19 protein-coding genes are annotated in these 25,907 nt (G+C 48.3%); 9 read left to right on the top strand and 10 right to left on the bottom strand.

Annotated features, from left to right (window positions below; all coding sequences use genetic code 11):
- Positions 1-1,139: 1,139 nt before the first annotated feature.
- The 3 genes from QUA23_RS01035 to QUA23_RS01045 form a co-directional block, all read right to left on the bottom strand.
- The gene (locus QUA23_RS01035) at positions 1,140-2,267 is read right to left on the bottom strand and encodes a type II secretion system F family protein (protein ID WP_333076450.1); all 1,128 of its coding nucleotides are present in this window, start codon (positions 2,265-2,267) and stop codon (positions 1,140-1,142) included.
- Positions 2,268-2,361: 94 nt separating this feature from the next.
- Positions 2,362-3,459, bottom strand: a complete 1,098-nt coding sequence (locus QUA23_RS01040) for a type IV pilus twitching motility protein PilT (protein ID WP_333076451.1) — start codon at positions 3,457-3,459, stop codon at positions 2,362-2,364.
- 75 nt (positions 3,460-3,534) lie between these two features.
- Complete coding sequence (locus tag QUA23_RS01045; protein ID WP_333076452.1) at positions 3,535-5,541, bottom strand: GspE/PulE family protein; 2,007 nt, start codon at positions 5,539-5,541, stop codon at positions 3,535-3,537.
- 1,291 nt (positions 5,542-6,832) lie between these two features.
- On the opposite strand from QUA23_RS01045, the gene grpE reads away from it, so the two are divergent.
- From grpE to QUA23_RS01085, 8 genes are all read left to right on the top strand, one after another.
- Positions 6,833-7,627, top strand: coding sequence for a nucleotide exchange factor GrpE (gene grpE / locus QUA23_RS01050; protein WP_333076453.1), 795 nt, complete (start codon positions 6,833-6,835; stop codon positions 7,625-7,627).
- Between the two features lie 293 nt (positions 7,628-7,920).
- A complete protein-coding gene (dnaK, locus tag QUA23_RS01055) occupies positions 7,921-10,062 on the top strand; it encodes a molecular chaperone DnaK (RefSeq protein WP_333076454.1) in 2,142 nt (713 codons plus the stop codon).
- Positions 10,063-10,194: 132 nt separating this feature from the next.
- Entirely contained in the window at positions 10,195-11,322 is a 1,128-nt protein-coding gene (dnaJ, locus tag QUA23_RS01060) for a molecular chaperone DnaJ (protein WP_333042223.1), read from the top strand.
- 291 nt (positions 11,323-11,613) lie between these two features.
- Complete coding sequence (locus QUA23_RS01065) at positions 11,614-11,904, top strand: sulfurtransferase TusA family protein (protein ID WP_333042225.1); 291 nt, start codon at positions 11,614-11,616, stop codon at positions 11,902-11,904.
- A complete protein-coding gene (rsgA, locus tag QUA23_RS01070) occupies positions 11,901-13,151 on the top strand; it encodes a ribosome small subunit-dependent GTPase A (RefSeq protein ID WP_333076455.1) in 1,251 nt (416 codons plus the stop codon). Before QUA23_RS01065 ends, rsgA begins: the two co-directional genes overlap by 4 nt.
- Positions 13,152-13,391: 240 nt before the next feature.
- Positions 13,392-14,177 (top strand): MotA/TolQ/ExbB proton channel family protein, encoded by a 786-nt coding sequence (locus tag QUA23_RS01075; protein WP_333076456.1) that lies wholly within the window; start codon positions 13,392-13,394, stop codon positions 14,175-14,177.
- Between the two features lie 15 nt (positions 14,178-14,192).
- The gene (locus tag QUA23_RS01080) at positions 14,193-14,921 is read left to right on the top strand and encodes a biopolymer transporter ExbD (protein WP_333076457.1); all 729 of its coding nucleotides are present in this window, start codon (positions 14,193-14,195) and stop codon (positions 14,919-14,921) included.
- Between the two features lie 541 nt (positions 14,922-15,462).
- Positions 15,463-15,660: an NblA/ycf18 family protein gene (locus tag QUA23_RS01085; protein WP_333076458.1), complete on the top strand. Its 198-nt coding sequence runs from the start codon at positions 15,463-15,465 to the stop codon at positions 15,658-15,660.
- 433 nt (positions 15,661-16,093) lie between these two features.
- On the opposite strand, the gene QUA23_RS01090 is transcribed toward QUA23_RS01085, so the two are convergent.
- The 7 genes from QUA23_RS01090 to QUA23_RS01120 all read right to left on the bottom strand — a co-directional run bounded on the left by QUA23_RS01090 (position 16,094) and on the right by QUA23_RS01120 (position 24,093).
- On the bottom strand, positions 16,094-16,543 hold the full coding sequence (locus QUA23_RS01090) for a hypothetical protein (RefSeq protein ID WP_015176194.1): 450 nt from the start codon (positions 16,541-16,543) through the stop codon (positions 16,094-16,096).
- Between the two features lie 80 nt (positions 16,544-16,623).
- Entirely contained in the window at positions 16,624-17,826 is a 1,203-nt protein-coding gene (locus QUA23_RS01095) for an anhydro-N-acetylmuramic acid kinase (RefSeq protein WP_333076459.1), read from the bottom strand.
- Between the two features lie 82 nt (positions 17,827-17,908).
- Positions 17,909-18,640 (bottom strand): PP2C family protein-serine/threonine phosphatase, encoded by a 732-nt coding sequence (locus QUA23_RS01100; RefSeq protein ID WP_190274384.1) that lies wholly within the window; start codon positions 18,638-18,640, stop codon positions 17,909-17,911.
- Positions 18,641-19,056: 416 nt separating this feature from the next.
- Positions 19,057-20,823 (bottom strand): AarF/ABC1/UbiB kinase family protein, encoded by a 1,767-nt coding sequence (locus QUA23_RS01105; protein WP_333076460.1) that lies wholly within the window; start codon positions 20,821-20,823, stop codon positions 19,057-19,059.
- A 117-nt stretch (positions 20,824-20,940) separates the two neighbouring features.
- Positions 20,941-21,273 carry a DUF6825 family protein gene (locus QUA23_RS01110; protein WP_333076461.1) on the bottom strand — a complete coding sequence of 111 codons (333 nt, stop codon included), beginning with the start codon at positions 21,271-21,273 and terminating at the stop codon, positions 20,941-20,943.
- 520 nt (positions 21,274-21,793) lie between these two features.
- Positions 21,794-23,365, bottom strand: coding sequence for a serine/threonine-protein kinase (locus QUA23_RS01115; RefSeq protein WP_333076462.1), 1,572 nt, complete (start codon positions 23,363-23,365; stop codon positions 21,794-21,796).
- A 278-nt stretch (positions 23,366-23,643) separates the two neighbouring features.
- Positions 23,644-24,093, bottom strand: coding sequence for a hypothetical protein (locus tag QUA23_RS01120; protein ID WP_445243463.1), 450 nt, complete (start codon positions 24,091-24,093; stop codon positions 23,644-23,646).
- 524 nt (positions 24,094-24,617) lie between these two features.
- On the opposite strand from QUA23_RS01120, the gene QUA23_RS01125 reads away from it, so the two are divergent.
- Entirely contained in the window at positions 24,618-25,232 is a 615-nt protein-coding gene (locus tag QUA23_RS01125) for a hypothetical protein (RefSeq protein WP_333076464.1), read from the top strand.
- Positions 25,233-25,907: the final 675 nt, after the last annotated feature.

The following is a 25,907-nucleotide window of genomic DNA, read 5'->3' on the forward strand; positions in this document are numbered from 1 at the left end:
CGCCATTTTTATCAACGGGGGATGAAGGCTCTCGCCCAGATTCTATCTAGCTCCTGACCGCCTTGTCACCCCCCCAGGTTGGAAACCAACGTTAAAGTGAACCATATTTATTGGTTATTAGTCAGGGTAATCGCATCTAATTTGGTATAAATTGTACTTGACAAATGACAGAAAATGGACGCGCCAGAGGCAGGGTTGCGGTGGAGACGCGCTCGGCGACCAACAAGCAGTTAAACTGGGAATGGACTGCCGGCAGGTATTCCTCACTCAAGCAGATGGAAAAAGGCGGCCGTTAAATCTACCGGCAACGGAACATTGTTGAACGTGCTATCAACCTACTCAACCAAGGGAGTCCGATCGCTATTCGATATGATAAGCTGGCTGCCAATTATACAGCCATAATTACGATCGCGTGCATTCTGTTGTGGTTATAGTTTGAAAACGCGCCCTAGGCAAGAGTACGTGATGGAGATACATCAACTAAGTGGAACCGCAGCGATCGTGCTTAGGTGGCTATCAGCATCATACTCAATTTTCATTCCTTAGTTTACGAGCTGCGCTTGAATGATACTGTCAAATGTTTAAAAAATTTACCTCACCATTATACCTTAATTAAGATGTGATTACCCTGTAATATCTCTGAGTGTTTTTTTATTCTTTCTTTTCTGGGGTCGTTCAAATTGGCAAAATTTTATAAAAAACTGGCATTTAAGATATTCACCGAAGGCAATGAATCTGTTTGTTTTGCTTGGTGATTTAAAGTTTAAGTAAAACCTTTTTCCATTGATAGCACCCATAAACTAGAATAACTAGATAGAAATTTATTCGGATTTAACTGTAGCATATTTTGGGTTGAAATTAATAGGGGTTTACCCTGGATCGTAAAGCCAGGATTAGGCAGCAGTTAAATCTGTCTGCCTACCCTCCTTAACTTTTGTAACATTTTCGTAATTTTTCACCAATGGGAAAACCCTGGTAATGAAGATTTGGAGGCTCTGCCTCCCTATTGTTTTCTCCTTTTAATCGAGGATGTGCCTCCTCCAAAGGCATTCCCAGGCAGAGCCTGGGAACGATTGGAATAGTCATTGGTCATGCGTTAATTTCTACTAACTAATAACTAATAACTAATTACCCCTTTTTTACAGCTTTTGGAACACTGCGAACATCGGCAGATACATCGACAGCAAAATCGAACCTACGATACCACCGACGACAACAATCATCAGAGGTTCTAGCATACTGGTAAGTCCTTTTACTGCTTCTTCAACTTCCGTTTCGTAGAAAGCGCCAACTTTCATCAGCATCTTGTCAAGTTCCCCTGTCTCCTCACCAATTGCCATCATTTGGATGGCCAAAGACGGAAAAACAGCTTGTTCTTGCAAAGCAATACTGATCATGCCACCGCTTTGAATTTCCTGCCTGGCATATTCGATCGCATTCGATATCGCCTGATTCCCCGCGACATCTCGCACAATTTCCAAAGAATTGAGAATCGGCACGCCCGATCGCGTCAGCGACCCAAATATCACGCAAAACCGAGCCACAGCAGATTTTTCGATTAAATCTCCAAAAATCGGCAACTTCATCGCAATCCTATCAATTTGTAGGCGACCTATGGGAGTTTTGTAGTACATATCGAAGGCAATTTTTAGCGCTATAATTACCCCAATAACTGTTATCTGTTGGATAGGAGGCCAAGCCGTACAAAATGTACTAATTGCCAACATCATCAGCGTAAAAGCTGGCAAATCTGCACCAATATCCTTAAAGATTTTAGCGAAAGTTGGCAGCAAGAATATAGTCATTGCGAAAAAAATAACGATCGCAATAAAGAACACAGTCTTCGGATAAGACATTGCCGAATTAATTTCAGCCTCCGTCTTGTGATTTTTTTCCATCATCACCGCCAGACGGTCTAGGGTTTCATCTAGCACACCCCCGACTTCTCCCGCCGCCACCATACTGATAAACAGTTGGTCAAAAACATCAGGAAACTTAGCCATCGCCTCTGCCAAGTTTATCCCCTCCTGCACGTCAGCATTCATGCTCCTGAGCGCTCGCTTCAGCTTAGCATTAGAACACTGCTCGTGCAGCACAGAAAGGCATCTCACGATCGCCACCCCTGCATTAAACATAGCCGCAAACTGACGAGCAAAAATAGCCATATCCTTAACAGTAAGACTGGTAAGGTTATACTCTATTTGCTCCTGAATTTTACTGAAATCAAAGCCACCTTTCGGTTTTTCGCGGATAACGTTGGTAGCCACAGCTCACCTCTGAAAATTTATTAAAATTTATGACTCATCAGTCATCAGTCATCAGTTCTTTCTACGGACTCCAGACTAATGACTGCTGACGGAATTAATGAGCTTTTACCGGGGCGCCACCAACAGGTGCCGGGCCGATTAAGCGTTCGAGTTCATCAGCCTTAGAAGCCTTGGCCATTGCCGATTCCCAAGTGACTTTACCGCTCTTGTAAAGTTCAGCGAGGGCCATTTCCATCGTCCTCATACCCAATTTTGCCCCCATTTGGATTTGGGAGTAAATCATCGGAGTTTTGCCCTCCCGGATCAAGTTAGCCATAGCTGGAGTATTTACCATGATTTCCATAGCGCAGCAGCGGCCGCCCCCAACTTTTATTACCAAATTTTGGCTGCAAATTCCCACCAAAGAGTTAGACACCTGGGCGCGAACTTGGGGTTGTTGAATGGGCGGGAACACGTCCAAAATCCGATCGATCGTTGCAGCCGCAGAATTAGTGTGCAACGTTCCCATCACCATGTGACCCGTTTCCGCAGCCGAAATTGCCAGACCGATCGTTTCCAAGTCCCGCATTTCCCCCACCAGAATTACATCAGGATCTTCGCGCAAAGCAGCTTTCAGCGCATTAGCAAAGCTCTTAGTATCTTCCCCTTTTTGGCGCTGGTGAAACAAACTCTTGATATTAGGAAACACATATTCGATCGGGTCTTCAACTGTTAGAATATGTTCCGCCCGCGTCCGGTTGACCAGATCCAACAACGCCGCCATCGTAGTAGTTTTCCCGGAACCCGTTTGTCCCGTCACCAACAGCATACCCCTGGGTCTTTCCGTCAGATCCCGCAAAATTTGCGGCACGCCTAAAGCATCGGCGTTAGGAATCTTAGAAGCCAGAGCCCGCATACAAGCAGCCCAAGCACCCCGCTCCCGGTAGACATTGACGCGAAACCGAGCCAATCCCCGAACGCCGTAAGCGCAGTCGAGTTCCCACTCCATTTCCAACTGCTTGCGCTGCATATTGTTGAGCATTTGGAAAATTAGGATCTGCACTTCCTCAGCAGACAGAATGTCGCCGTATTGAGTCTGAGGAGTTAGTTTACCGCTGACTCGGAAGAATATAGGCGCGCCCGCTTGGATGTGTATGTCCGAACCCCCTTGCTCTACCAGGGACTCCAGTACGTCTTCAATCATCAGACCCATAGATACCTCTCCTCGATCGAATTGATAGTTATTGACCAATCTAGCTCAGTTAACAGTCAACAGTTAACTGCTGAATCAATCCACAAAGCGTGGCGTCAAGCAGTACGGACAATCCAGCATCTCCGGCTTCAATTCCGCCTGACAAGTTTTGCAGGTAAGCCCCTGCTTGCGTTTGGCTTTCATTTCCGCCTCCAGGCCTGAGTCTGTAAACGTCACCCGCTCGACTTCTTCAAAAGTAGTCGCGCCTTCCCGCACCAATTGCAAGCTGTAAGCCAACAAGGTTTTCATCCCTTCTTCTACTGCTGCTTCCTTAATTTGCTCTGTGGGAGCTCCTTGAGTGATCAGAGTTTGAAGCCGCTCAGTATTTTTCAGGAATTCGTAAACCCCTACCCGTCCTTTGTAGCCCAGGCCACCGCACTTCCGACAAAGTTGCTCGTTTTCTGCGAGTTCCTTCCTTTCCTCCACGGGTATAGTGTTGGCTTTGTAAACGGTTAGATCAATTTCTTGAGAAGCAGACAGACCGTACTTGCCGAGTTCTGTGGCAGTAGGCTGGTAAGGAATGCAGCATTTGTCGCAAACGCGCCGCATCAAACGCTGAGCCAAAACGCCCAACAGAGCGGCCGAAACCATGAACGGTTCTACGCCCATTTCGGCCAAACGCGCGACCGCCCCGGCCGCGTCGTTCGTGTGCAGCGTCGTCAGCACCAAGTGTCCCGTCAAAGCAGCTTCCAGAGCGGTTTTGGCCGTTTCCTTGTCCCGCGTTTCCCCCACCAGCATCACGTCAGGGTCTTGCCGCAAAAATGCCCGCAGAATGTTGGAAAAAGTCAAGTCTTTTTCCCGAATTACTTGACATTGGGTAATTCCTGGCAAAGCATATTCGATCGGGTCTTCCGCCGTACTGATATTAACCCCCGGATCGTTGCGTTCCGCCAGAATCGAGTAGAGAGTAGTTGACTTGCCCGAACCCGTCGGCCCCGTCACCAAAATCAGTCCGAACGGACGGCTAGCACTTTCTCGCACTAAAGCCAGAGTTTCTTCGTCGGAGATTAACAAACCCAAACCCAACTGAGTGCTGGAACTGTCCAAAATCCGCAGCACGATTTTTTCGCCGTACCGGGAAGGCAAGCTATTCACCCGGAAATCGACCGTGCGTCCCTCAAACACCCGGCGGATGCGCCCGTCTTGAGCTTGTCGGCGTTCGGCAATATCCAGGTTGGCAATAATCTTGAAACGAGCCGTAATCGATGCGACTACCTGCTTGGGAAACCGGAAATACTCTTGCAGTACCCCGTCTTTCCGCATCCGAATCCGCATGAACTCTTCTTGAGGTTCTACGTGGATGTCAGACACCTTTTCCGACAAAGCTTTAGCCAAAATGATATTGACGGCCTTAATTACGGGAGCAGCCTCTGCATCGTCCAACGTGTTAGCGAGGTCTTCTTGGTCGGTGCTCTCCTCTTCTAGCGAGAGCTCGCCAAAATCTCCCTCCCCTAAATCCATCTTTCTCTGTTTTTCGATTTCAGCTTTTTTAGCTTCCCTCTTAACTTGTTCGTCTTGATAAGCAGAAGTAATGTCCTGGTAATCATCCGGCGTAATCACTCGCCGCTGCAAAGCCAAGCCGTGAGGCTGTAAAATCCGCCGCAAATCTTCTATAGCGTTGAGGTTGTCGGGATCTACCATTGCCACTAAAACCGCCGCCGGCTCAGTTTCAGTCTTAGCTACGGGTAAAAACCGACCTTGGTGACAAATGTCGATCGAAATCTTCAACGCGTCGAGCATAACTCCGAGTTGCTCGTTAGACATTTCGCTCATCTCCGGGTCAAATGCTTCAACGCCGTAGACTATCTTCCGTTCAAACATCTGCTGCTTCTTGTAAAGTCGCAGCAATTCTGGGGGTAACGGCTGGCCGGTAAGTGCTTCTAATACCTCCGTCAAACGCTTGCCCGACTTCTGGCTTTCAATTTGAGCTTGCTTCACTTGCTCGCCGTTGACGTAACCCGACAGAATCATCTTGGTGAGAGCCGGAGGAAATTGGCTCACAGAAACTATGGATGTGGAGCGAAGCGGGGATGTGCTAGTCATAAAAAACACTCAATAGGTGGGAAACTCAGTCACAAAGAGTGCTGAGAGGAAAACCAAGGCGGGGTTTTAACCCCCGTATTCTTTGCTTATGGATCAGCTATCATTTTCTTGCTCAATCCCTATCTCTCAAGTGTAAGCTCGCAGCCCCCTCTAAGCTTCGTCCACAAATTGACGAGACCTTGGAGGGATTTGCCGGTGCTTGCAATCAAATCTTGTTCGTTGAGTGCTAAGTTGCTTACTTACCTGATTAACTTGCGGGATACTCTCGTTATAGCGTCAGGGCACATCACTTGGGGATTTCCCGTACCGGGAGAGAAAAGCGGGGCGGGGTGTGTCCCCTTCCCAGGCTAATTCTATTTTCCCAAATTGTTTGCTCAAATTACAGCGCCCGTGGTGGCGCGGTTAGCTGTACTAAATTCAAGATGACCTATGTTCTGTGATGATAGCTTTTACGAAAGCCTCGATCGCCCTTGTGAAATATATTTTGATTAATTATCTGCGATCGCTCAGTGCCCGATCGTCGGCTGCATCAGTCCCCAGGGCAAATTTTGAGCTACTCTAGTTTTGGAGCATTAAATATTACTTTAATTCTTCTTTGGTGTCTGAACCTTTGTGACGTAAGCTTGACGGTTCATAAATGTTGAAAATCAACCAATTAGATATCAGTTTGATCTACAAATAATCACCTCTATCAGACCTGCTAATGTCTCTCATTTGCTTGCCAAGAATTCGAGATTTAAAGCTAATTCGGCTTTATTAAATCAGAAAAACCCCAACCCTAATTCGTATCAAGATTAACAACCTAGTATCTCAGTTACACAAGCACACAGATCGCTACTTAGTCACTCAATAGAACTTCCTTTTTCTCCCAAAGCCTAAAATTTAGTAAATGGTGATAAATGCCAGCATCAGCTTGCAACTAAAAAAGCCTCACCGATAATAATTTTAAGTTAGTATCGTTTTAAGTAATCCTTGAAACATCAAGTTTCTTAGGTGGAAATATTGTAGTATAGCTAACAGCAAAATATACTTATAAAAATTGTGGTAAAGGCGATCGCGTTAATTAAAAATGAGGAACAACCAAAGGTTTGGTTGCCCCCATTGCGGCCATATTATAAGTAAATATCTAGACGGAGCTTTGAATATTTTATGAAAAGCTTTGAGCAATGTCTCGATCTCTGGCGAGTTTGCCTCTTTTCAGATTGTGCCATACACAGACAATTCGAGTCCTCTAGATTTACCGGGTTAACTGTATCTGCTAGAATTGATAGGGTTCTGTCGCGCAGCTTTTATGATTGACGAGGAAAAACAGCAAGATCAAGATCCTAACTCAACTGGGGAAGCCACCCCAGAGGGTGCGCCAATGGCAAGCGAAAATCCGGCGGTCCCAGAAAACTCGAACGAATCGGCGGATTGGGAGCTCGAACTTGCTCGAGCTTATCAAAGTGCTCAGGGCGATCGCACCCCAGCAAACGCATCGGGCCCTACCGTCACCAGCAGTTCAACTAACAGTCCGACTGCCGACGCGGCCGAGCCTTGGAAGAATGAACTGGCGCAGGTAACCGAGGAAAAAGAGGCTTTAAAAACTCAGTTGCAAGTCGCATCCGCTCAACTAGAAGAACTGAAAAATCAAAATCTCCGCTTAGCAGCAGATTTTGAAAACTTCCGCAGGCGTACCCAAAAGGAAAAAGAAGAGCTAGATTTACAGGCAAGGTGTCTCACGATCAAACCCCTGTTGCCGGTAATTGACAATTTCGAGCGCGCTCGATCGCACATCAAGCCGCAAACCGATGGCGAAATGAACATTCACAAAAGCTACCAAAGCGTTTACAAGCAAATGGTAGACGGCCTCAAGCAAATCGGGGTTTCTCCGATGCGCCCCGAAGGCGAACAGTTTGACCCCAACCTCCACGAAGCTCTACTGAGCGAGCCAACTGACGAACACGAGGAAGGAACAATTATCCAAGAACTAGAACGCGGCTACATTCTGGGCGATCGCGTCTTGCGGCACGCCAAAGTGAAAGTTGCAGCGGCTGGGCTATCTGTGGTAGCCTCAGATGAAAATCCCGATAGTTCGGAAGGTTAATCGGGATACAAGCTACTGCATTCCTCAAAGTCACTGACCCCCGAATAGAATTCGGGGGTTCCCAGGTGGCAGACTCACCAACTTCTTAATTAAAGATGACTAAAAGCAGGCCAGCGCTTGATCCAAAAATTCTGAAAAATGTTTTTACCAGTCTTTGATATTGCTTTAGGACATCAACTTTATTTCCTACAAATCTAGTCTGGGAATGCTTGTTTAAACAAGCTGAGTCGTTTTTCCTCCCCCAACCTGTAGTTGGAGGTTTCCAAACATCCCACAAAGTTTTATGAGGCGCTATGGGAAAAATTATTGGAATTGACTTAGGCACAACTAACAGTTGCGTAGCTGTGTTAGAGGGTGGTAAACCCGTCGTGATCGCCAATTCCGAGGGCGGCCGCACAACTCCGAGTATAGTAGGATTCGGTAAGGCGGGCGATCGCTTAGTAGGTCAACTAGCCAAGCGGCAAGCTGTAACTAATGCTGTAAATACTGTCTACAGTATCAAACGATTTATCGGACGGCGGTGGGACGACACGGAAGAAGAACGAGCGCGGACTCCCTATACCTGCATAAAAGGCAAAGACGATACCGTTAACGTGCAAATTCGGAACAAGGTTCACACTCCCCAAGAAATCTCGGCAATGGTACTCCAAAAGCTCAAGCAAGATGCTGAAGCTTATTTGGGACAAACTGTTACCCAAGCCGTGATTACAGTGCCAGCCTACTTCACAGACGCCCAACGGCAAGCTACTAAAGACGCCGGTACGATCGCGGGCCTAGAAGTCTTGCGGATCGTCAACGAACCGACGGCTGCAGCCCTTTCCTACGGGCTGGACAAGCAAAATATAGAACAGAAAATCTTGGTCTTTGACCTGGGCGGCGGTACTTTCGACGTTTCGATCCTGCAACTGGGAGACGGAATTTTTGAAGTCAACGCTACCTCCGGTAACAACCATCTCGGAGGAGATGACTTTGACGACTGCATAGTCCAGTGGCTCGTAGAAGCTTTCCGGACTCAAGAAGGCAGCGACCTCTCACAAGACAAAATGGCCTTGCAGCGCCTCCGAGAAGCTGCCGAAAAAGCGAAAATCGAACTATCAAACCGGGAATCCACCTCAATCAATCTGCCCTTCATCTCTTCTGACGAAAAAGGGCCGAAGCATTTGGAAATGGAACTCTCCAAAGCTCAGTTTGAAAAACTGGTGGCTCATTTGGTGCAAGCGACGATCGATCCGGTGACTCAAGCCCTCAAAGACGCAAGTTTGACCCCCAAAGACATAGACAGGATTATTTTAGTCGGAGGCTCAACCCGGATTCCGGCAGTTCAAAAGGCAATTAGCAAGTATTTTGGGGGCGTTTCTCCTGATAAATCGGTCAATCCCGACGAAGCTGTAGCCGTAGGCGCGGCAATTCAAGCCGGAGTGTTGGGTGGTGAAGTCAAAGACTTGCTGCTGCTAGATGTGACGCCGCTCTCCCTGGGACTCGAAACCTTGGGCGGGGTGTTCACCAAAGTAATCGAGCGCAATACAACTATTCCCACCAGTCGATCGCAAATGTACAGCACGGCGGCCGACGGGCAAACCTCGGTAGAAATTCACGTCCTCCAAGGCGAGCGGGCATTGGTTAAAGACAATAAAAGTCTCGGCAAGTTCCTGCTCAAAGGCATTCCCCCAGCCCCCCGCGGCGTACCTCAAATCGAAGTTACCTTTGAAATCGATGCCAACGGGATTCTCAAAGTGGCTGCTGAAGACAAGGGAACCGGAAAAGAACAAAGCATCCAAATTTCCAATACAGGGGGATTGAGCGAAACCGAAGTCGAGCGGATGCGACAAGAAGCCGAACTTTACGCCGACGAGGACATCAAGCGCGCTCTACTCGTCGAACTCAAAAATCAAGCTGACTCGCTCGTCTATAATTGTGGTGTAACTTTAAAAACCAACGCGCAACTGCTGAGCGACGACCTAAAGGCAGAAGCGGAAACAGCCGCAGCAGCCTTGCGGGCAGCGATGACTAACCCCGACATCACAATCGAGGAACTCACGCCCGCAATCGAATCTTTCAAGCAACTGCTATACTCGCTGGGGACAGCAGTCTACGACCAAGCCCGCAGCGGGGCAGCCCCGTCAGGATCTGTTGTTGAAAGCGAGATGATGTCAGAAGTAGAATCATCAGAACCAGAAGAGGTTAAAGCGGACGACGACAGTATTTTGCTGAAAGAAGAGCCGCTGGTGGCGCCCCAAGCTCCGCCGACACCAAAGCCGGAACCAAAGCCGGAACCAAAGCCGGAACCAAAGCCGGAACCAAAGCCGGAGCGACAGTCAAAACGACAGTCAAATCCACAGCCAAGTCCACAGCCAAGTCCACAGTCAAGTCCACAGTCAAAACAAAAACAGAAGGTTCCCGAACCAGAAGTTGATGATATGAATCCTTTCCTTTAAAACTGAAAAACTAAAAATTAAAAGTTAAAAATTAACAATGAGAATTTTTGATTTTTAATCTGTAATTTCAGGAAAGGTCCCCCGTTTCTTTTTCGTACACTTTTTGTTATTTACCTCCAGGCAAGCAGCTCTATGGCCGGTGATTACTATGAAATATTAGGCGTTTCTCGCAGCGCAGACAAAGAAGAAATTAAGCGTGCTTACCGCCGCCTAGCTCGCAAGTACCATCCAGATGTCAACAAAGAATCCGGTGCTGAGGAGCGGTTTAAAGAAATTAACCGCGCCTACGAGGTACTCTCAGAACCAGAAACCCGCGCCCGTTTCGACCGTTTCGGCGAAGCAGGCGTCAGCGGTGCAGGCGCGCCTGGGTTCCAAGACTTCGGTGACAGCTTTGCCGATATTTTTGAAAGCTTCTTTCAGGGTTTTCAGGGAGGTGTCGGCCAACAACAGCAAGGTCGCAGGCGCAGCGGGCCGGTGCGCGGAGACGATTTGCGCCTCGATTTGCGGCTGGATTTTCGGGAAGCAGTGTTTGGTGGGGAAAAAGAACTCCGCATCAAGCATCTAGAAACCTGCGAAACTTGCACCGGGACTGGCGCCAAACCGGGAACCAGACCCCAAACTTGCTCGACTTGTACCGGCAGCGGTCAAGTCCGACGCGCTACCCGCACTCCTTTCGGCAGCTTTACTCAAGTTTCAGTTTGCCCCACTTGCAACGGCACGGGGCAAGTGATTGAGGATAAGTGCGAAACTTGTGGCGGTCGAGGCCAGAAAGAAGTGATGAAAAAGCTGAAAATCACAATTCCGGCTGGGGTTGACAACGGTACTCGCTTGCGCGTTTCCAATGAAGGGGATGCCGGCAAACTGGGTGGGCCGCCCGGAGATCTTTACGTGTTCTTGGCGGTGAATGAAGACCCGCTATTTAAGCGCGACGGCACTAACGTTAGCTCGGAAGTTAAAATTAGTTATTTGCAAGCAATTTTAGGGTGCCGGTTGGAAGTGGAAACCGTAGACGGGCCGACGGAATTGTTGATTCCTAGCGGAACTCAGGCAAATACTGTTTTGACTTTGGAGAAGAAAGGGGTGCCTCGGTTGGGAAATCCGGTTAGTCGCGGCGATCATTTGATTACGGTGTCTATTGACATTCCCACTAAGGTGACGGCTGAGGAACGGGAATTGCTGATGCAGCTTGCTAAGCTGAAGGGCGATCGTACCGGTAAAGGCGGCTTGGAAGGATTTCTGGGTAATTTGTTTCAGAAATAAGCAATTTTTGAAACCAATTGGTGTCAAATTTTCCTGTTTCAGGATTCCCCGGCAATTGGTTTTAGTATCTGTCAAAAAATTGTGTGCAATTGCTCACAAAAATGGCAGGTGGGCCTGTTCCTGGGCATTGCGTTTCAGCAGCGCTCAAAAAAGTGAGCGCTATTGCGCTCACTTTTTTCAGAAAGAATAATAGTCTGTGTCCAATTGGAAAGAAAATTTTAGATTCTCCAGTTTCCAGGCAACTTGTTTAAAAAACTAAGGCTTTCAGGATTTGAGATTGCAAAAAGCATTATGAATTCAACATCGAAAATTGAAAATCCCAAATCCCCAGATGCCAAAATCGATCTGCGGGGTACTCCGTGTCCTCTGAATTTTGTCCGCACTAAACTGCGCTTGGAGCAAATGGCACCGGGTGCTGTTTTGGAGGTATGGCTGGATGCTGGGGAGCCGATCGAACAAGTACCTGATAGTCTCAAAATGGAAGGCTACCAGATTCTGGAAACGCAATTTGTCGCGGATGAGCCGGAGTCGGGCTTTTTTTCAATGAAAGTGCAGCGCCCAGAAGACAAGGAAGCAGGATGAGCCTGAATTCACCCTCGATCGTGGGTACTGTAATTGCTGTTCAGGCTAACTTCTACCAAGTGAGGTTAGATCCCGAAGTCTCCATTGATGGGAAAAATGCTCCCCTCGCTGATTCTCCGATTCTCCTGTGCACTCGTCGCACTCGACTGAAAAAAATTGGTCAACAGGTGATGGTGGGCGATCGCGTGGTGGTAGACGAACCGGACTGGACTGACCGCCGAGGTGCAATTTCTGAAGTCTTCCCACGCCAAACAGAACTCAACCGCCCGCCTGTCGCTAATGCCGATCGCATTCTCCTTGTTTTTGCCCTTGCTGAACCCGACTTAGATCCCGCATCATTAACTCGGTTTTTAGTCAAGGCTGAATCTACAGGTTTAGAAGTTAGTTTGTGCCTGAACAAATGCGATTTGGTCACGCCCCAAGAGTTGGAACAGTGGCGCGATCGGCTTTCAGGCTGGGGGTACGAACCAATGTTTATTAGCGTCCGCAGCGGTGCGGGAGTTCAGGAACCCCCCGCTAATGCTCAAAATGAAGTTTCTGCCTCAGAACCCTGTTTCCATGACTTAGTGGAGAAAATAGAGCCATCTCTGATGAGTTATGAGGAGCACCCCCAAGATCCAAATTCGGTCAAGGCATTACATCCGTTAAACCCCGTACATAGCCCGTTGCCGAACTTGCTTCTAGACCACCTGCAAGGGAAAATAACGGTAATTTGTGGCCCTTCTGGGGTTGGCAAGTCCAGCTTGATCAACCAACTGATCCCGGCGCTGAACCTACGAGTGAACGCTGTTTCCGGCAAACTCGGCCGCGGGCGCCATACGACTCGCCACGTCGAACTATTTGAACTCCCCGGCGGCGGACTTTTGGCCGATACTCCGGGCTTTAATCAGCCGGCTCTCGAATGCGATCCCTCAGAGTTAGCGGAATATTTCCCAGAAGCGCGCCAGAGGCTGGCTTTGGGTAGCTGCCAGTTTAGCAACTGTTCGCACCGAGACGAGCCTAACTGTGTGGTTAGGGGCGGTTGGGAGCGCTATGAGTATTACTTGCAGTTTCTCGAAGAGGCGATCGTCCGCCAACAAGCTCTGCAAAACTCCAGCAGCGCCGAATCGAGTTTGAAGCAGCAAACCAAGTCGGATGGTACGCAGCATTACGAACCGAAGCTGCAAACTAAAAAATATCGCCGTTCTTCCCGTCGCGTTCAACACCAGTCACTCCAAGATATGTGTCAAGACTTAGAGGAATTGTGAGGAAGTCGCCGCCCATAGCCCGTAGGCACTAGAAAACAGTACCAAGACTTACCCAAAAACCGGGTTTCCTCGACGAAAATACTTCGTTGTACCCCGATGCCCCTTCGCAAAACCGGCGTTCTTTAGTCGCGAGTGCGTAAGTCCTGAGTACATTAATAGCTAAAATTAAATGGCCTTAGATTTGTTAAAAAAAGTAGAACAGAAGCAAAAGTTAGCGGGTACTGCAGGAGCAAAAATATTGTGAATATTCAAGAACTGTTTGAAAAAGGCGGCCCCGCCATGTGGCCCCTGTTGCTGTTATCGATTTTATCTTTGAGTACAATTATCGAGCGCTTGTGGTTTTGGGCGAGCCTCCTGAGCAAAGAAAAGCAGATAGTTAACCGCATTCTGGAAGCGGCTCGCAGCGATTGGGGGGCGGCTAACGAGATTGCCAGACAAGCTAACCGACAGCCGATCGGACGATTTCTTTCTGCACCTCTGCGGCTCTACAATCCCGAACCAGATTTATTTCGACTCGCACTCGAAGCAGCAGCCGATGAAGAGTTGGCTTCGATGCGTCGCGGTGACAAAATCTTAGAAGCTACGATCGCTCTAGCTCCTTTGTTGGGCTTGCTGGGAACTGTTCTGGGCTTGATTAACTCCCTCAGTTCTATCCGTCTGGGCGACATCGGCACGTCGGCAACAACAGGCGTAACTTTGGGGATTAGTGAGGCGCTGATCACGACTGCTACTGGGATGGTAGTAGCAATTTTTACCTTGGCGTTTTATCGGATATTTCAAGCTTTTTTGTTCAACCAGGCAAAAATATTTCGCAAAGCTGGAAATGAACTCGAATTGCTTTACAGACAATACTGGCCGACAGCTAATGCTAAAGGTCGATCGCCGGGTGCGGAATACAGCAATTCTTCTTTTGGTGCAGATGGTTTGAACAAGCGTTCTCTCAATTCTCAAGAAGCGGGAGAACGTAACCGGGAGCCGAAATTGAAAGGTTCCGATCCGGCTGAAGATTCACCTTCTAATAATTAGAACTAAGGAGAACGGATGAAGATTCACTTAGATACTCCTGCTGAAGAGGCTCGGATTGAACTGGTACCTTTAATTGACGTGATCTTTTGCATTCTGACGTTTTTTCTCCTGGCCGCTTTGCAACTGACTCGCCAGCAAGCAATTAATGTCGATTTGCCTAAAGCGAAGACGGGACAAACGCAAATGCGAGAGATGCTGATTGTCAGCATTGACGATTTCGGGCAAACTTATATCGACCAATTGCCTGTTAATTACCAACAGCTCGATCGAGTTTTAAAGAGTTTCCAAACCCAAAATCCTACGGGGTTGATGGTGCTGTACGCTCCTCAAAATGCGAGATATGCCAAAGTTGTCGAGGTTTTAGACAAATTGAGAGAGGTAGGGGGCGATCGAGTTGCCCTGGCAACTCTTCCTAGTTCGGCTTCCTCCCCATCGCCCAATCCCTCGCTTCCGAATTCTGGCATTCCTGCAGCACCTGCGATCGGCAATTCCGGTCAACCCCTGCCGTCTCCTCTGGCTCCGGGGCAGCAACAGTTCAATCCCAATCAGTTTCAATCTCCTCTCCCCGCTCCGGGGCAGCAGCAGTTCAATCCCAATCAGTTTCAATCTCCTCTTCCGGCTCCACAGCAGCCTAGCAACTTTGGGGCAAATCAGGGCCTTCCTCCTGTTTCGCCTGCACCCGCTGCTCCCAATTTCCGACCCGGAGCGGCAACTCCACCCCAGGATGGCCCGCCCTCGAATTAGTTAGAAGGAAGAAGGAAGAAGGGAGAACAGAGAAATAGAAATTCTCAGACTCTCCCTATCTTTCGCTCCCTCATCTTCCACTCTCCCCATCTTCCTCATTTTTCAATCTCCCGCTCTCCTCATCTTCCAATCTCTGCCTCTCCCCCTCTCCTCATCTCCTCATCTTCCAATCTCTGCCTCTCCCCCTCTCCTCATTTCCCCCTCTCCCCCTCGCGGAGAGAAGCTCCGCCCGATTTGGTATAAAGGGCTTCAATTCTTTTGGTTCGTACTGAGCCTTTTTCCTCTTGACAAGTAGATACAGTTGTATATGCCTGCAGAAGGAACTTTTGCAGGCATCTCGCCATCTCTGTCCCTAAGTAAGTTATTTCCTCGGACATATGGTAACTTTGTCAAATGATTGTTACCTTTTGTAATATAGACTAAAGCCAGATGGGCAATCGGGTATCCCGAAACCAACGGTCGATCGCTGAAACAACTTACAAATCTGGTTAATCCAGGTGTTCACTTTTAAGTCACCTTTACTTACAGAGGAGTCAAAGTCATGAGCCAACCAGCAGAATTGTCTTTGGAACAGCAATTTAGCCTGTGTTCCTTCAAAACACAGGTAAGTGACATGAGCCGCGAACAAGCTCAGGAGTTTTTGGTCAAGCTTTACGAGCAAATGATGCTGCGGGAAACCATGTACCGCCATTTTCTGAAACACCACTGGGGTTTAGAACCTAACCCAGGTGTTGACTAGCAAAGAGTCGCAGTCGGCGACCTCCGTCTCTTACTCTCTTCCCTCAGGCGGAAAGGAGTTGGGGGTGATGGGGCGTCACTCGCAGACAGAAGGTAGAAGGCCTCTGTACAGACATGAGGAAAATTTGACAGTTTCTTTTTGGATTTCACTCAATGTGGGAGTCGAGCTAAGCAGTTTCTTTCTTGATACCACAGGAGAGCGCAAATATAATTTATCGCGCCTCGACTCGAAAATTGAATAACTCTTAATAATAAGTGTTAATTTTTTAACCAATTAAAACTTTTAACTTATTCAATATATTTGTCTTTAGTTGCAGCGGATGAGGTTTGACAGCAATGGCGCTAGTCGGACATCTGAGCGCGACCCCCGACTAGCAAAACCTTTAATTTTCACATCGAACCCTAGAACTCGCAAGTGTTGACTCTAGAAAGAGTTATTCCGGCTGACGTTCCAGAGTCGCTTCCATCGTACTCGTCAGGTAATGACCAGACATGATGCCACTAGATTGGTAGTATCGGTTATCATCAACGCGGTGAAGGGTATCAAAACCCGTTCGTCGCTGGCGTTCGTCTCCCAATACCCAATAACGTTGGACGATCGACTGGGGAGCAATCCAACCTTCGCCCTCGACGCGGCCGAGTTCGCTGTGTTGGAGTACAAAAGTATACTGCCGTTCATCGCTGTTGAGGTGTCCTCGGTACTGCAAAATAATCTCTTCGCGATCGCCTCCAGGAAACACGAGTTTCGTCACCATACTGAACCAATCTGTTCGGTTCCAGCTCACTAAAGTTTTGCCTTTAACCGTAATTGGCACGCCATTGCGCTCAATCCAACTTCCTTCGAGCGTCCATTGGCCAGATTCCATTAAAAACGTGTGAGCCACAGTGCTGTTCCTATGCTTTTCCTGCTGGCTACAATGCTGGTGCAACAACGCACAGCCGTTGTCCCTCAGACTCTATGCTATCACGCCCAACTGTGCCAACAAGAGTTAATTTCCCCTAAAAGTACCGGTGTCCGGGCACCAGTAACTTGAGGCAGATTACCGGGAATGCCCCGAACCCGCCATGCGGCTAAAACCGCAAAAGCGATCGCCTCTTTAAAATCTACATTCAAGCCTGCCTCAGAAGTAGTCAACACTTGCACTGGATGCAATTGAGATTGCAATCGGCGTTTTAAGTAGAGATTGTGACTGCCACCCCCGCATAGTAAAACTCGATCGGGCATAGCCGGTAAAAAAGTTTGGTAACTGTGAACGATCGAGGCAACAGTCAGTTCGGTCAGAGTAGCCAGCACGTCAGCAGGACTGAGGTTGTAACCTTGGGCCTCGACCAAACACCTGTCAAAATAGTCTACACCAAATAGCTCTCGCCCCGTTGATTTCGGCGGTGCTTGGCGGAAGAACTCTGATGCGAGCCAATCCTCGACTAAAGCTTGACAGGGAGTTCCTGATGCCGCCCAAGCTCCACCTTCGTCGATCGTCTTACTGCCGCCTGAGAAGTGCTGTACTGCCAAATCTAACAGGGAATTCGCCGGGCCTGTATCCCAGCCGGATATGCCCTCCCCAAGACTGAAAATCTCAGACTCATCATTGTTTCCCCCTTTTCCTCTTGCCGGAAGATAGGTAACATTGCCAATTCCGCCCAGATTTTGGATGCAGAGGCTGCGGTTGGGTTCTGCCAGCAAGCAGGCATCAACTATTGACACTAGCGGTGCTCCTTGACCCCCTGCTGCAATGTCTGCCGATCGAAAGTTACTCACAGTAGTAATGCCTGTCAATTCTGCAATTAGCGCGCCCCGCCCGAGTTGCAAACTGTAGCCCATTAACCCACTGGCGCTGTCTTTCTGGGCTTTCCCAGCAGGTCGGTGGTAGACAGTTTGACCGTGAGAGCCGATTAATTCGGCACTATCATATTCTGCTTGAATTGTCAATGCCGCCGTGGCAAATTCTTGGGCGATGGCATCATCTAATTCTGCTAGTTCAGCCATTGACAAAGCTGAGCCACTGCAAACCGAGAGAATTTGCGATCGCAAATTAGCAGGATAAGGGAAAGTCTTGCCGGCCACCAATTGCACTTTCAAGTCTGTTTGGGAACCGAGCACATCCACCAAAGCAGCATCAATGCCATCCACCGACGTGCCACTGATCAAACCGATAACGCGGGTCATTCAATTTTAGATTTTAGATTTTAGATTTTAGATTTTAGATTTTTCGATTTTGGATGGTCGGTTGCGATCTGGCGATCGAATATTATTTGAGGTCGATCGTCACGATCACCACAGTAATATTATCGCGTCCACCTTTATCCTTAGCTGCTTGAATTAAAGCATTTGCAGCGCCCTCGCAGGCGCGAATCGACTTGAGAGGCGAAGCAATCAAAGGATCGGAAAGTTCTTCAGTCAAGCCATCGCTGCAGAGCAGCAAGCGATCCCCAGGCTGCACGTCCACCGGCAAAATATCTATCTCCCGCAAATCATCGCGGCCCAAACACTGGGACAAAACGTGACGCCAAGGATGAGTGCGAGCCTGATCGGGAGTTAGAGCTTTTCTTTTGACAGCCTGAGCCACCCAAGTCTGGTCTTCAGTAATCTGTTCCAAGCGAGAGCCGTGCAGTCGGTATAAGCGAGAGTCCCCGATATTAGCGCACCAGGGTCGGCCCTCATCCCGAAACATTAGAACCACAGCCGTAGTTCCCATATCAGCACGCTCCGGGTGGTCGAGCTGATCCGTCAAAATTGCTTGATTGGCAATTAAAAAAGCCTTTTCCAACAACAGCGGAGAATCCTCAGGCCCTTCCCAATGTTCTAGCAAATAAGATTGAATCGCCTCAGTCGCAATCCGGCTGGCTTCTTGACCTCCGGCGTGTCCTCCCATTCCATCGGCCACTATGAAAAATCGCCCGTCAGAGTCTATGTAGTACGAATCCTGATTTACGGAACGAACTAGCCCTGTGTCTGTCTTACCTGCGAAAGAGCGTTTCATAGATTGGGTGATTGGACTCATCGAACTTGAAAGCTTGATTTAATGGGGTGCGATGTTTTCTTCCAAAACTTAAATCCCGAACGGCAGTTGAAATTTCTGCGCCCCACGATCGCGAGTTTTGGAAAAATTGCACTTCCTTGACCTCATATTGTAGATCGTATGATGGTAATCCCATCTTAAAATTTCGGTAAATCCAGTAAATCAAGCAGCACCTGCAAAAAAAACTGGATTTCTACCCAAAATTAGAGGTTTTGCTGGCGAGAAATCTAGGCAGAAACTGGGTTTTTAGCCTCAAAGCGCATAAGTGTTGTAAATTTCAGCAATCTGTGGTCAGCCAGCCAAAACTGAACATTCGATGTCAAATTTTGGCTGGCGAGAAATCTCAAATCTGAAATTTCAAATCGCGAATTGCACAATTATGACATCCTGTCTAAACGATCGATCCGCTTGAACAAACGCAGCATAGCAAACCCTGCACCCGCCGCCAGCACTGCCACAGCGACAGCCGGCCAGACTTGATTGCTGACAAACAAAATTGTCGCCGACAAAGTAAAAGCACTCATCAGCAAAGCATAATTCGTGCCCATTTGAGCGCTGCTCATGCGGCGGAGCAAGCGCTCTGTTTCTGCAGAACGGACGCGAATCCGCAAATCTCCCTGTTCGAGTTTATCAATCGTTTCCTCAATCCGGCGGGGCAAACCCAAAGCACTCGAACTCACCTGAGCCGCCTGACGGCCGATTTCGTTAAAAATGCTGCTACCTGCATCCGGGCCATTTCCATTACTCATAAGCTGCATGGCAAAAGGTTGTGCCACCTCCATAAAGTTGAACTCGGGATCTAAACCTCGGCCCACCCCTTCGATGGTGGAAAAAGCTCGCATTACAAAAGTAAAAGTAGCTGGGAAGCGAAAAGGTTGGTTGTAGGCAATATCGTAAAGGTCGTCCGTAATCGCGCTCACCGATTGATTTTCAAAAGGCTTGTCCATGAAGTGATCCAGCATATACTGGATCGATCGGCGCACCGGACTCATATCACCCGTAGGCACCAAAGCTCCCAAATTGATCAGAGAATCCATAATCCGCTGTCCATCCTTGGAAGCAATGCCGTAGAGCGTCTCCATCAGTCCTTCGCGGACGTTCGACTGGATTTGCCCCATCATGCCAAAATCGTAGAAAATCAGACAACCGTCAGCACTAACAGCGATGTTGCCGGGGTGTGGGTCAGCGTGGAAAAAGCCATCGTTGAGCAACTGGCGCAAATAAGCTTTTGCGCCCAACTGAGCGATTAATTTACGATCGATACCGGCCGCTTCCAAAGCTTCGTAGTGGCTGATTTTAATCCCCGGCAGGTATTCCAAAGTCAGCACTCGCGGAGCCGCGTACCGCCAATAAACCCTCGGCACCCGCACCCAGTCACAGTTGCTAAAATTGCGGCGAAAAGTATCAGCATTGCGGCCTTCATGGAGATAGTCAATTTCCAGCCACAGAATGCGACAGCATTCCTCATAAATCCCCATCCAATCTCGGCCGCGGCCCCACTTAGGATGGTTTTGAAAGTAACGGGCAATTCCCTTAAGAATTTGCAAATCGATCTCGAACAGCTTCCGCAGTCCCGGTCGCTGCACCTTAACCACCACTTCCGGGCCCGAATGCAGTTGAGCTTTGTGTACCTGACCCAGACTTGCAGCCGCCAGGGGCACCGGGTCAAAGCTGCGGTAGAGTTCTTGAACAGTCTTGCCCAAATCTTGCTCGACAATTACCTCTAACTGCTCGTAGCTGAAAGCAGGCACTTTATCTTGCAGCTTAGAAAGTTCCTCGACAAACTCTGCGGGGAACAAGTCGGCGCGGGTGGAAAATAACTGCCCAACTTTAATGAAAGTTGGCCCCAAATCCAAGAGTGTTTCTCGAACCCAGATAGCTTGAAAGCGGCGTCTGGCAACTTTCTTTTCTTCAGTCACGCCTCCCCAGTAGCTCCAATTTTTGCTGTCGAGCCAGAGGGAAGCCAGCCAGAGCAAGACAAAGGCCCAAATGTCGAAGAAGCGCCGCTTCCGGGAATATTTTTCGCGGTTCCAACGATAAGCTTTACTTTTGTAGGATTTACTAGCAGTTTTTGGCTCATCGGCTTCGCCAGTGTGCTTGGGGGAGCGCTGGCGATTAACAGAGTCATCAAGGAGAGCAGACACTTGGGTTCCCAAATTGCTTATTTTATGTTGTTGCTTTGATTGAAAGTAGGAGCGCTGGAGCGCAAAGCAATGCGCTCACGTAGTCATAAATAATAGTTGTCGTCGGAGGATCGATCGCTACGGCAAACTGCTGCGGTAGCGCTGCAATTCCGATCGCACCAGAGCCACTTCGGCGCGCAGCTCGTCAATAGTCGCTTGCAAATCTGCAGGATGGATGTCTTGAATGGTGGTGGTGCTCGCAGTGCCAGTCCTGGTCTGCATCGCCTCATCCGAAGCTCGATTTGCCCGTTCCACAACTCGATCGGTGAATTGCCGCAGGCGTTCTCTTTGTTCTGCGTCAAATCTGCCGAGTTCAGAGAAAGCGTTGGTTGCTGCGCTTTCTAATTGCTCGTACAGTGCTTCGGCAAGTGCTCTGCCTACAAAAAAAGCATGAACTGGGGGTTTACTCATAAAAAATCTCTGTGCGCTTCCGCAACAAATTATAACTTGCTTGTCCCCGATGATGCTTGCTCCCAAAGGAAGGAATTTTGGGGGAATTGACACTCCCACCCCGAGTGCCGGCGATGGGATTGTTGAGAGTTAGAACAGTCTAAGGCGCCACGGCTTAGCATAAAAGCCTTGCTTACACTGGCTCAAATTCGAGGTTGGGGTTGCTTTGTACCAAAATGTTTGCAGCTTGGCAGTATTAATACGCGACATCACACCACCTCAGCCCCGCGCACATATTCTAACATAATTTAAATCAAAATAGAACACCGTCCTGCATTTTTTTTAGGGCATTTCGATGGCAGAGGAAATAGGAAATATTCGATAAACTCAGACGGCGACTGTTGGGATTTTTAGATTCGACGGAAGTTTTTGGAAGATAGTGGTTCGCTAGGTAGAGGCTTATTATCTCAACTCCTTAGCAGATATTTGCTGACTCATAAAACCAAGTATTTGTCCGCACTTTGAGCCAACAAAAACCCTACTAATTTGTCGCAGGTTCGGGAAAAGGTATCGTGGGATCTGCCACAGGGGGTGGTGAATCAGGTGCGATCGAACTATCTAAATTGTTGCCACTGCCGCTCGGTATCGCAGGCTCAGGCGATCGCTCGATCGGCGAGGCTATTACTGGCGGCGCGGATTCCGACGGCGGCAAGGTTTCAGCGCTAGCACTCTCAGGGGCAGGCGGGGCGGGCGCGGCGGGCGGTTCTGCAGGCAGAGGCGCAACTTCTGGTACTGGTGCGGCTTCTGGTTGGGGAACTGGCTCGATTTCGGTTTGAGGCTCTGGAATGGGGGACTCAGAAGGCTCCTCTGCGGGTTCGGGCGTCGGCGATGGCTCAGGTTCCGCTTCGGGTTCTGGGGCGGGAGTTTCCTGGCTTGGAGATTCAGAAGGTTTGGCGCTAGTTTCTGAGGGATCTTCGATCTGTTCGGGAATGTTGGTGCTGTCTAAGGGGGGTTTGGGGCGCTTGTTGAGTTCGATCGGGTAGAGAGGGCTGCTTTCGACAGACGGCTGCCCGAACATCGGCCCTGACAAATCGCGGGATTTGAGCAAATCTTCCAGAGATGGGAAGGATTCAATTTTGGGACGATTGCTGAGACTGGTGCTGTTGTAGTGCCATGCTAGGTCAAAACCCATCCAGCCTGCAATTGCAGCCGTTACCACAAACGCCACAAAAGTCAACTGTGGCGGGGGAGGTGCGGGCAATTTTAGACTTTGCTTGCCTTTTCTTTTTACTGATACTCGCTCTGTTTCTTGGAGCATGGTGAGCCAATTTTCCACTGTGTGAGGGCGGTTGTGGGGGTCGATTTCGAGTCCCTGAAGGATGGCTCGCTCGATTCCTGGGCTGAGGTTGGGCTGAAATTGCCGTAACTCAGTCAAGGGAATGCGATCGCGCAGGGGTGCTGCTACGGGCGCCACGCCGGAGAGTAAGTAGTATAGGGTGGCGGAGAGCGCGTAGATGTCAGTGGCCGGTGTACATTTACCGTCATAGAGGTATTGTTCGATCGGCGCGTACCCCGGGGAGAGCAAGTTAGTGTGGGTTTGTTTGGTGCCGGCGGTAAAGCCGCGGGCAATGCCGAAATCTATTAACATTACTACGTGAGAATCGGCTCGCCGGATAATATTTTCTGGATTGATATCTCCGTGCAGCAATCCGCTGTGGTGCACTGTACTTATGGCTGAGGCTATTTGCCGAATATAGTGCAGGGCCTGGGCTTCTGGCAGCGGCTGATCGGTTTCGACTATTTGGGCGAGAGTTTGGCCCGGAATGTAGTCCATTGCAATAAAAGACTGTCCGGCTTCTTCAAAAAAGTCGATTACCCTGACTATGTTGGAATGCTGACACCGCGACAGGCGTTGGGCTTCGGCAATAAACTGCTGCTGAAATTGGGCAGATTCTGGGTGTTGGCGCAGACTTTCGTTGAGGGTTTTGAGTACGACGGTTTGATTTAAATGGGTGTGGATAGCTCGGTAAGTGATGCCGAACCCTCCTATCCCTAAAGTCGCGTTAATTTTGTATTTGCCCTGTTGCAGGACTGTTGCTGGCGCTAAGTTCATCTTTAGTTGATGCCGTTTCCCAAACTATGCTACCGCCTTTGGGTTATTTCGCAGAGTTGGGGGTGAGGTTCGATCGATCGACGCCCTAGTTTGAGCTTTAGCTCTGCTATATCTTTAATCTTGGCATCCCTACGTGATTTTATCTGTAGTAGGTATTGTGAAACTTAACGCTCCGGCTTTCCAATAATAAAAATCCCGCTCTTGTGGAACGGGAAAGCCATCAGGGTGCATCTATAATATCTGACTCTAACTTATGGGGGGTACAACCCCTCATTGTTTTAGCAAGTCTTTAAAATTAGCCACTTTTTGTAAAGATTTAGGTTTAATGTTGACTTAAGATCAATTTTATGATACTTACGATTGCCCCATCGCGCTCTTGAACTTGGGAAATTGAGAGGCTCAGGTATGAAGACACATTCGATTCTTAAAGAGACCAGAATCAGACCTTCCAAGGCATTGTCGCGGATGCTTTTCCCCGTGACGGTGTGTTTCACCATCATGTCTTTTTCAAACTTACCAGAACACACCCGCACAAAGGCGATGGGATCACGGCGTTTCGGGTCCATGTTTGCCTGAAGCTTGAACACACATCCGGTGAATTCTGGGTAGGTGGGCAATAGTTCACCTAGGCTGCTCTGGTAAGCTTCTGGCTTGGCCGCGTAGTCCATCAAGGATTGCAAGAAAAGTTCCACCGCTAAGTTATGCAAGGTTAACACTGCGGCCATCATCAAAGGTAAACCGAGTATCGGGGACCTTAATCCCAACTGGTCATAGCCTAGTTGGTTATAGACTAGGGGAGAGAGCAATTCTTGCAATCTAGCTGCGATCGCTTAATTTGAGGCGACCTGGTACATTCCGATGGCGAATACGATCTGGATTTATAGTACGTCGTTTTCCCCTGTTGCTCCCAGAGTCACACCTTACAGACGAGATTACCTTTTTGGCTCAGATGAAGTTCCGGCGATCGGCATAAAATGACAAATAGGCATCGTATCGGGCTTAATCTTGAGACGCCAAATGGCTCAAACCTTGTAAATAAAAAACCTGTAAGCATTCTCCAGACATTGGTAGCCCATAGCCCTCAATGCTTCAATCGCTGTTCGCGTTACACACCAAGGCCTGGAGGCAAGCTTAAGTTCCTCCCTTCGGGGAACTTGAGCTTAAGTTGTCACAAATGAGGTCTGCTTGGTAACGAGAAGCGATCGATTAGCAATTAGCAGCAATTAATAATTACTTATTCTTTGGTTTGAAAATGTCTGTTAAACAATCACATTACGAGACTTTACTAGCAGAGTACAGCGAATCTTCTGCCGCGATCGCCCTGCTGAAAAAATATCGGGTTTACATGGAAATGATTCCGAGTATCCGCCGCGCCCATGAGAGTTTAATCACAATTCCTTTGCCAATTGCCCGCTTGCGAGACGGTGTTTCTTATGCCGGAAGCAGCGGCACTAGCATATCGCCCGGACAGGCAGTTTGTTTGCCCTGCGATTTGGCGATTTTGATGTGCGATCCTGAATGGAAAGTTAAAATTGGCGTGGAAATTTTGATTTTCATTCATCGTCCGGGCGAAGAGTTTTCTGAGTTGCTCGGCCGCTGGCGGCAGTCTCAGGTTTGGCTGGACAAAGGTTATGAATGGGTGATGCCACACCGCTACAGACATATTTACAGCGATGAAGCTGAGGCTGTTCATCCGCTATTTGTTTTGTTTGACGAAACATCGGAACTGATTCAACGGGGTTTGATGGCGGCTGGTTTACCGTTTGTGGTGGAAAGTTTCGAGTCTGGCAGTGAGGAAGTAGAGGAGGAAGAGTTTCTGGGTAGCGGGGAACTCGGAAGTATTGGTGAAGAGAGTGTTGATTTTTAGGGTGGGTACGATCGCACATAGCCATCCTATTGCTTGAAAAAAAGTAGATTTTTTTTTCATCACTTAGTATGCTAAAAATACAATTAAAAACCTAATGAAATAAAAAAATATATAAAATAATGACATCAAGTGTTGACAATACTCCGGGCAGTTTTTTAATTAGGGATGCGATGCCTTCGGCAAGCAACGCTTACGCAATACAGCAGAGAAGTGAAAAAAGTGAGTGCAATCTGAACCCAAAATAAACCGAAAAAAAGACCTTCTTTTCGGTTAAGCTATAAAAACACACAAGCAGAACAGATTGCATTAGGAATATTATGGAATCCATCTTACAACAAATGCCAGGGATTAGTCAACCACAAAAGAATTTTTTAATCACTTTATTCTCAACTATTTTGCTAGTAAGAAGGCAAGATCGACTTCACGAATCTCAGTCGTTATAGTTATTTGAGCGAAAAAAACTACCGTCGTCACTTTCTCAAAAGCTTTAACTTTCCACACTTTAATCAATATTTCCTCGCGTGTTGCCTTAAATCCTGAACACACAGTCATTGCTGTTATTGATTGTTATTTCTTAAGGAAAAGTGGCAAAAAAGCTGACGGTAAGGCTTACTTTTATAATGGTGTAGCGGGTAAATCAGAACAGGGCTTGGAAATTTCTATGATTTATATTGT

Origin of the sequence: Microcoleus sp. Pol1C5 (assembly GCF_036701115.1) — a bacterium.
Taxonomy (GTDB): Bacteria; Cyanobacteriota; Cyanobacteriia; order Cyanobacteriales; family Microcoleaceae; genus Microcoleus.

Bases quoted from the DNA above. Each gene is read 5' to 3' on its own strand.
- QUA23_RS01040 (WP_333076451.1), bottom strand. From the start codon at position 3,459: ATGGGTCTGATGATTGAAGACGTACTGGAGTCCCTGGTAGAGCAAGGG.
- QUA23_RS01045 (WP_333076452.1), bottom strand. From the start codon at position 5,541: ATGACTAGCACATCCCCGCTTCGCTCCACATCCATAGTTTCTGTGAGC.
- grpE (WP_333076453.1), top strand. From the start codon at position 6,833: ATGATTGACGAGGAAAAACAGCAAGATCAAGATCCTAACTCAACTGGG.
- dnaK (WP_333076454.1), top strand. From the start codon at position 7,921: ATGGGAAAAATTATTGGAATTGACTTAGGCACAACTAACAGTTGCGTA.
- dnaJ (WP_333042223.1), top strand. From the start codon at position 10,195: ATGGCCGGTGATTACTATGAAATATTAGGCGTTTCTCGCAGCGCAGAC.
- QUA23_RS01065 (WP_333042225.1), top strand. From the start codon at position 11,614: ATGAATTCAACATCGAAAATTGAAAATCCCAAATCCCCAGATGCCAAA.
- rsgA (WP_333076455.1), top strand. From the start codon at position 11,901: ATGAGCCTGAATTCACCCTCGATCGTGGGTACTGTAATTGCTGTTCAG.
- QUA23_RS01080 (WP_333076457.1), top strand. From the start codon at position 14,193: ATGAAGATTCACTTAGATACTCCTGCTGAAGAGGCTCGGATTGAACTG.
- QUA23_RS01085 (WP_333076458.1), top strand. From the start codon at position 15,463: ATGAGCCAACCAGCAGAATTGTCTTTGGAACAGCAATTTAGCCTGTGT.
- QUA23_RS01095 (WP_333076459.1), bottom strand. From the start codon at position 17,826: ATGACCCGCGTTATCGGTTTGATCAGTGGCACGTCGGTGGATGGCATT.
- QUA23_RS01100 (WP_190274384.1), bottom strand. From the start codon at position 18,640: ATGAAACGCTCTTTCGCAGGTAAGACAGACACAGGGCTAGTTCGTTCC.
- QUA23_RS01110 (WP_333076461.1), bottom strand. From the start codon at position 21,273: ATGAGTAAACCCCCAGTTCATGCTTTTTTTGTAGGCAGAGCACTTGCC.
- QUA23_RS01115 (WP_333076462.1), bottom strand. From the start codon at position 23,365: ATGAACTTAGCGCCAGCAACAGTCCTGCAACAGGGCAAATACAAAATT.
- QUA23_RS01120 (WP_445243463.1), bottom strand. From the start codon at position 24,093: ATGATGGCCGCAGTGTTAACCTTGCATAACTTAGCGGTGGAACTTTTC.
- QUA23_RS01125 (WP_333076464.1), top strand. From the start codon at position 24,618: ATGTCTGTTAAACAATCACATTACGAGACTTTACTAGCAGAGTACAGC.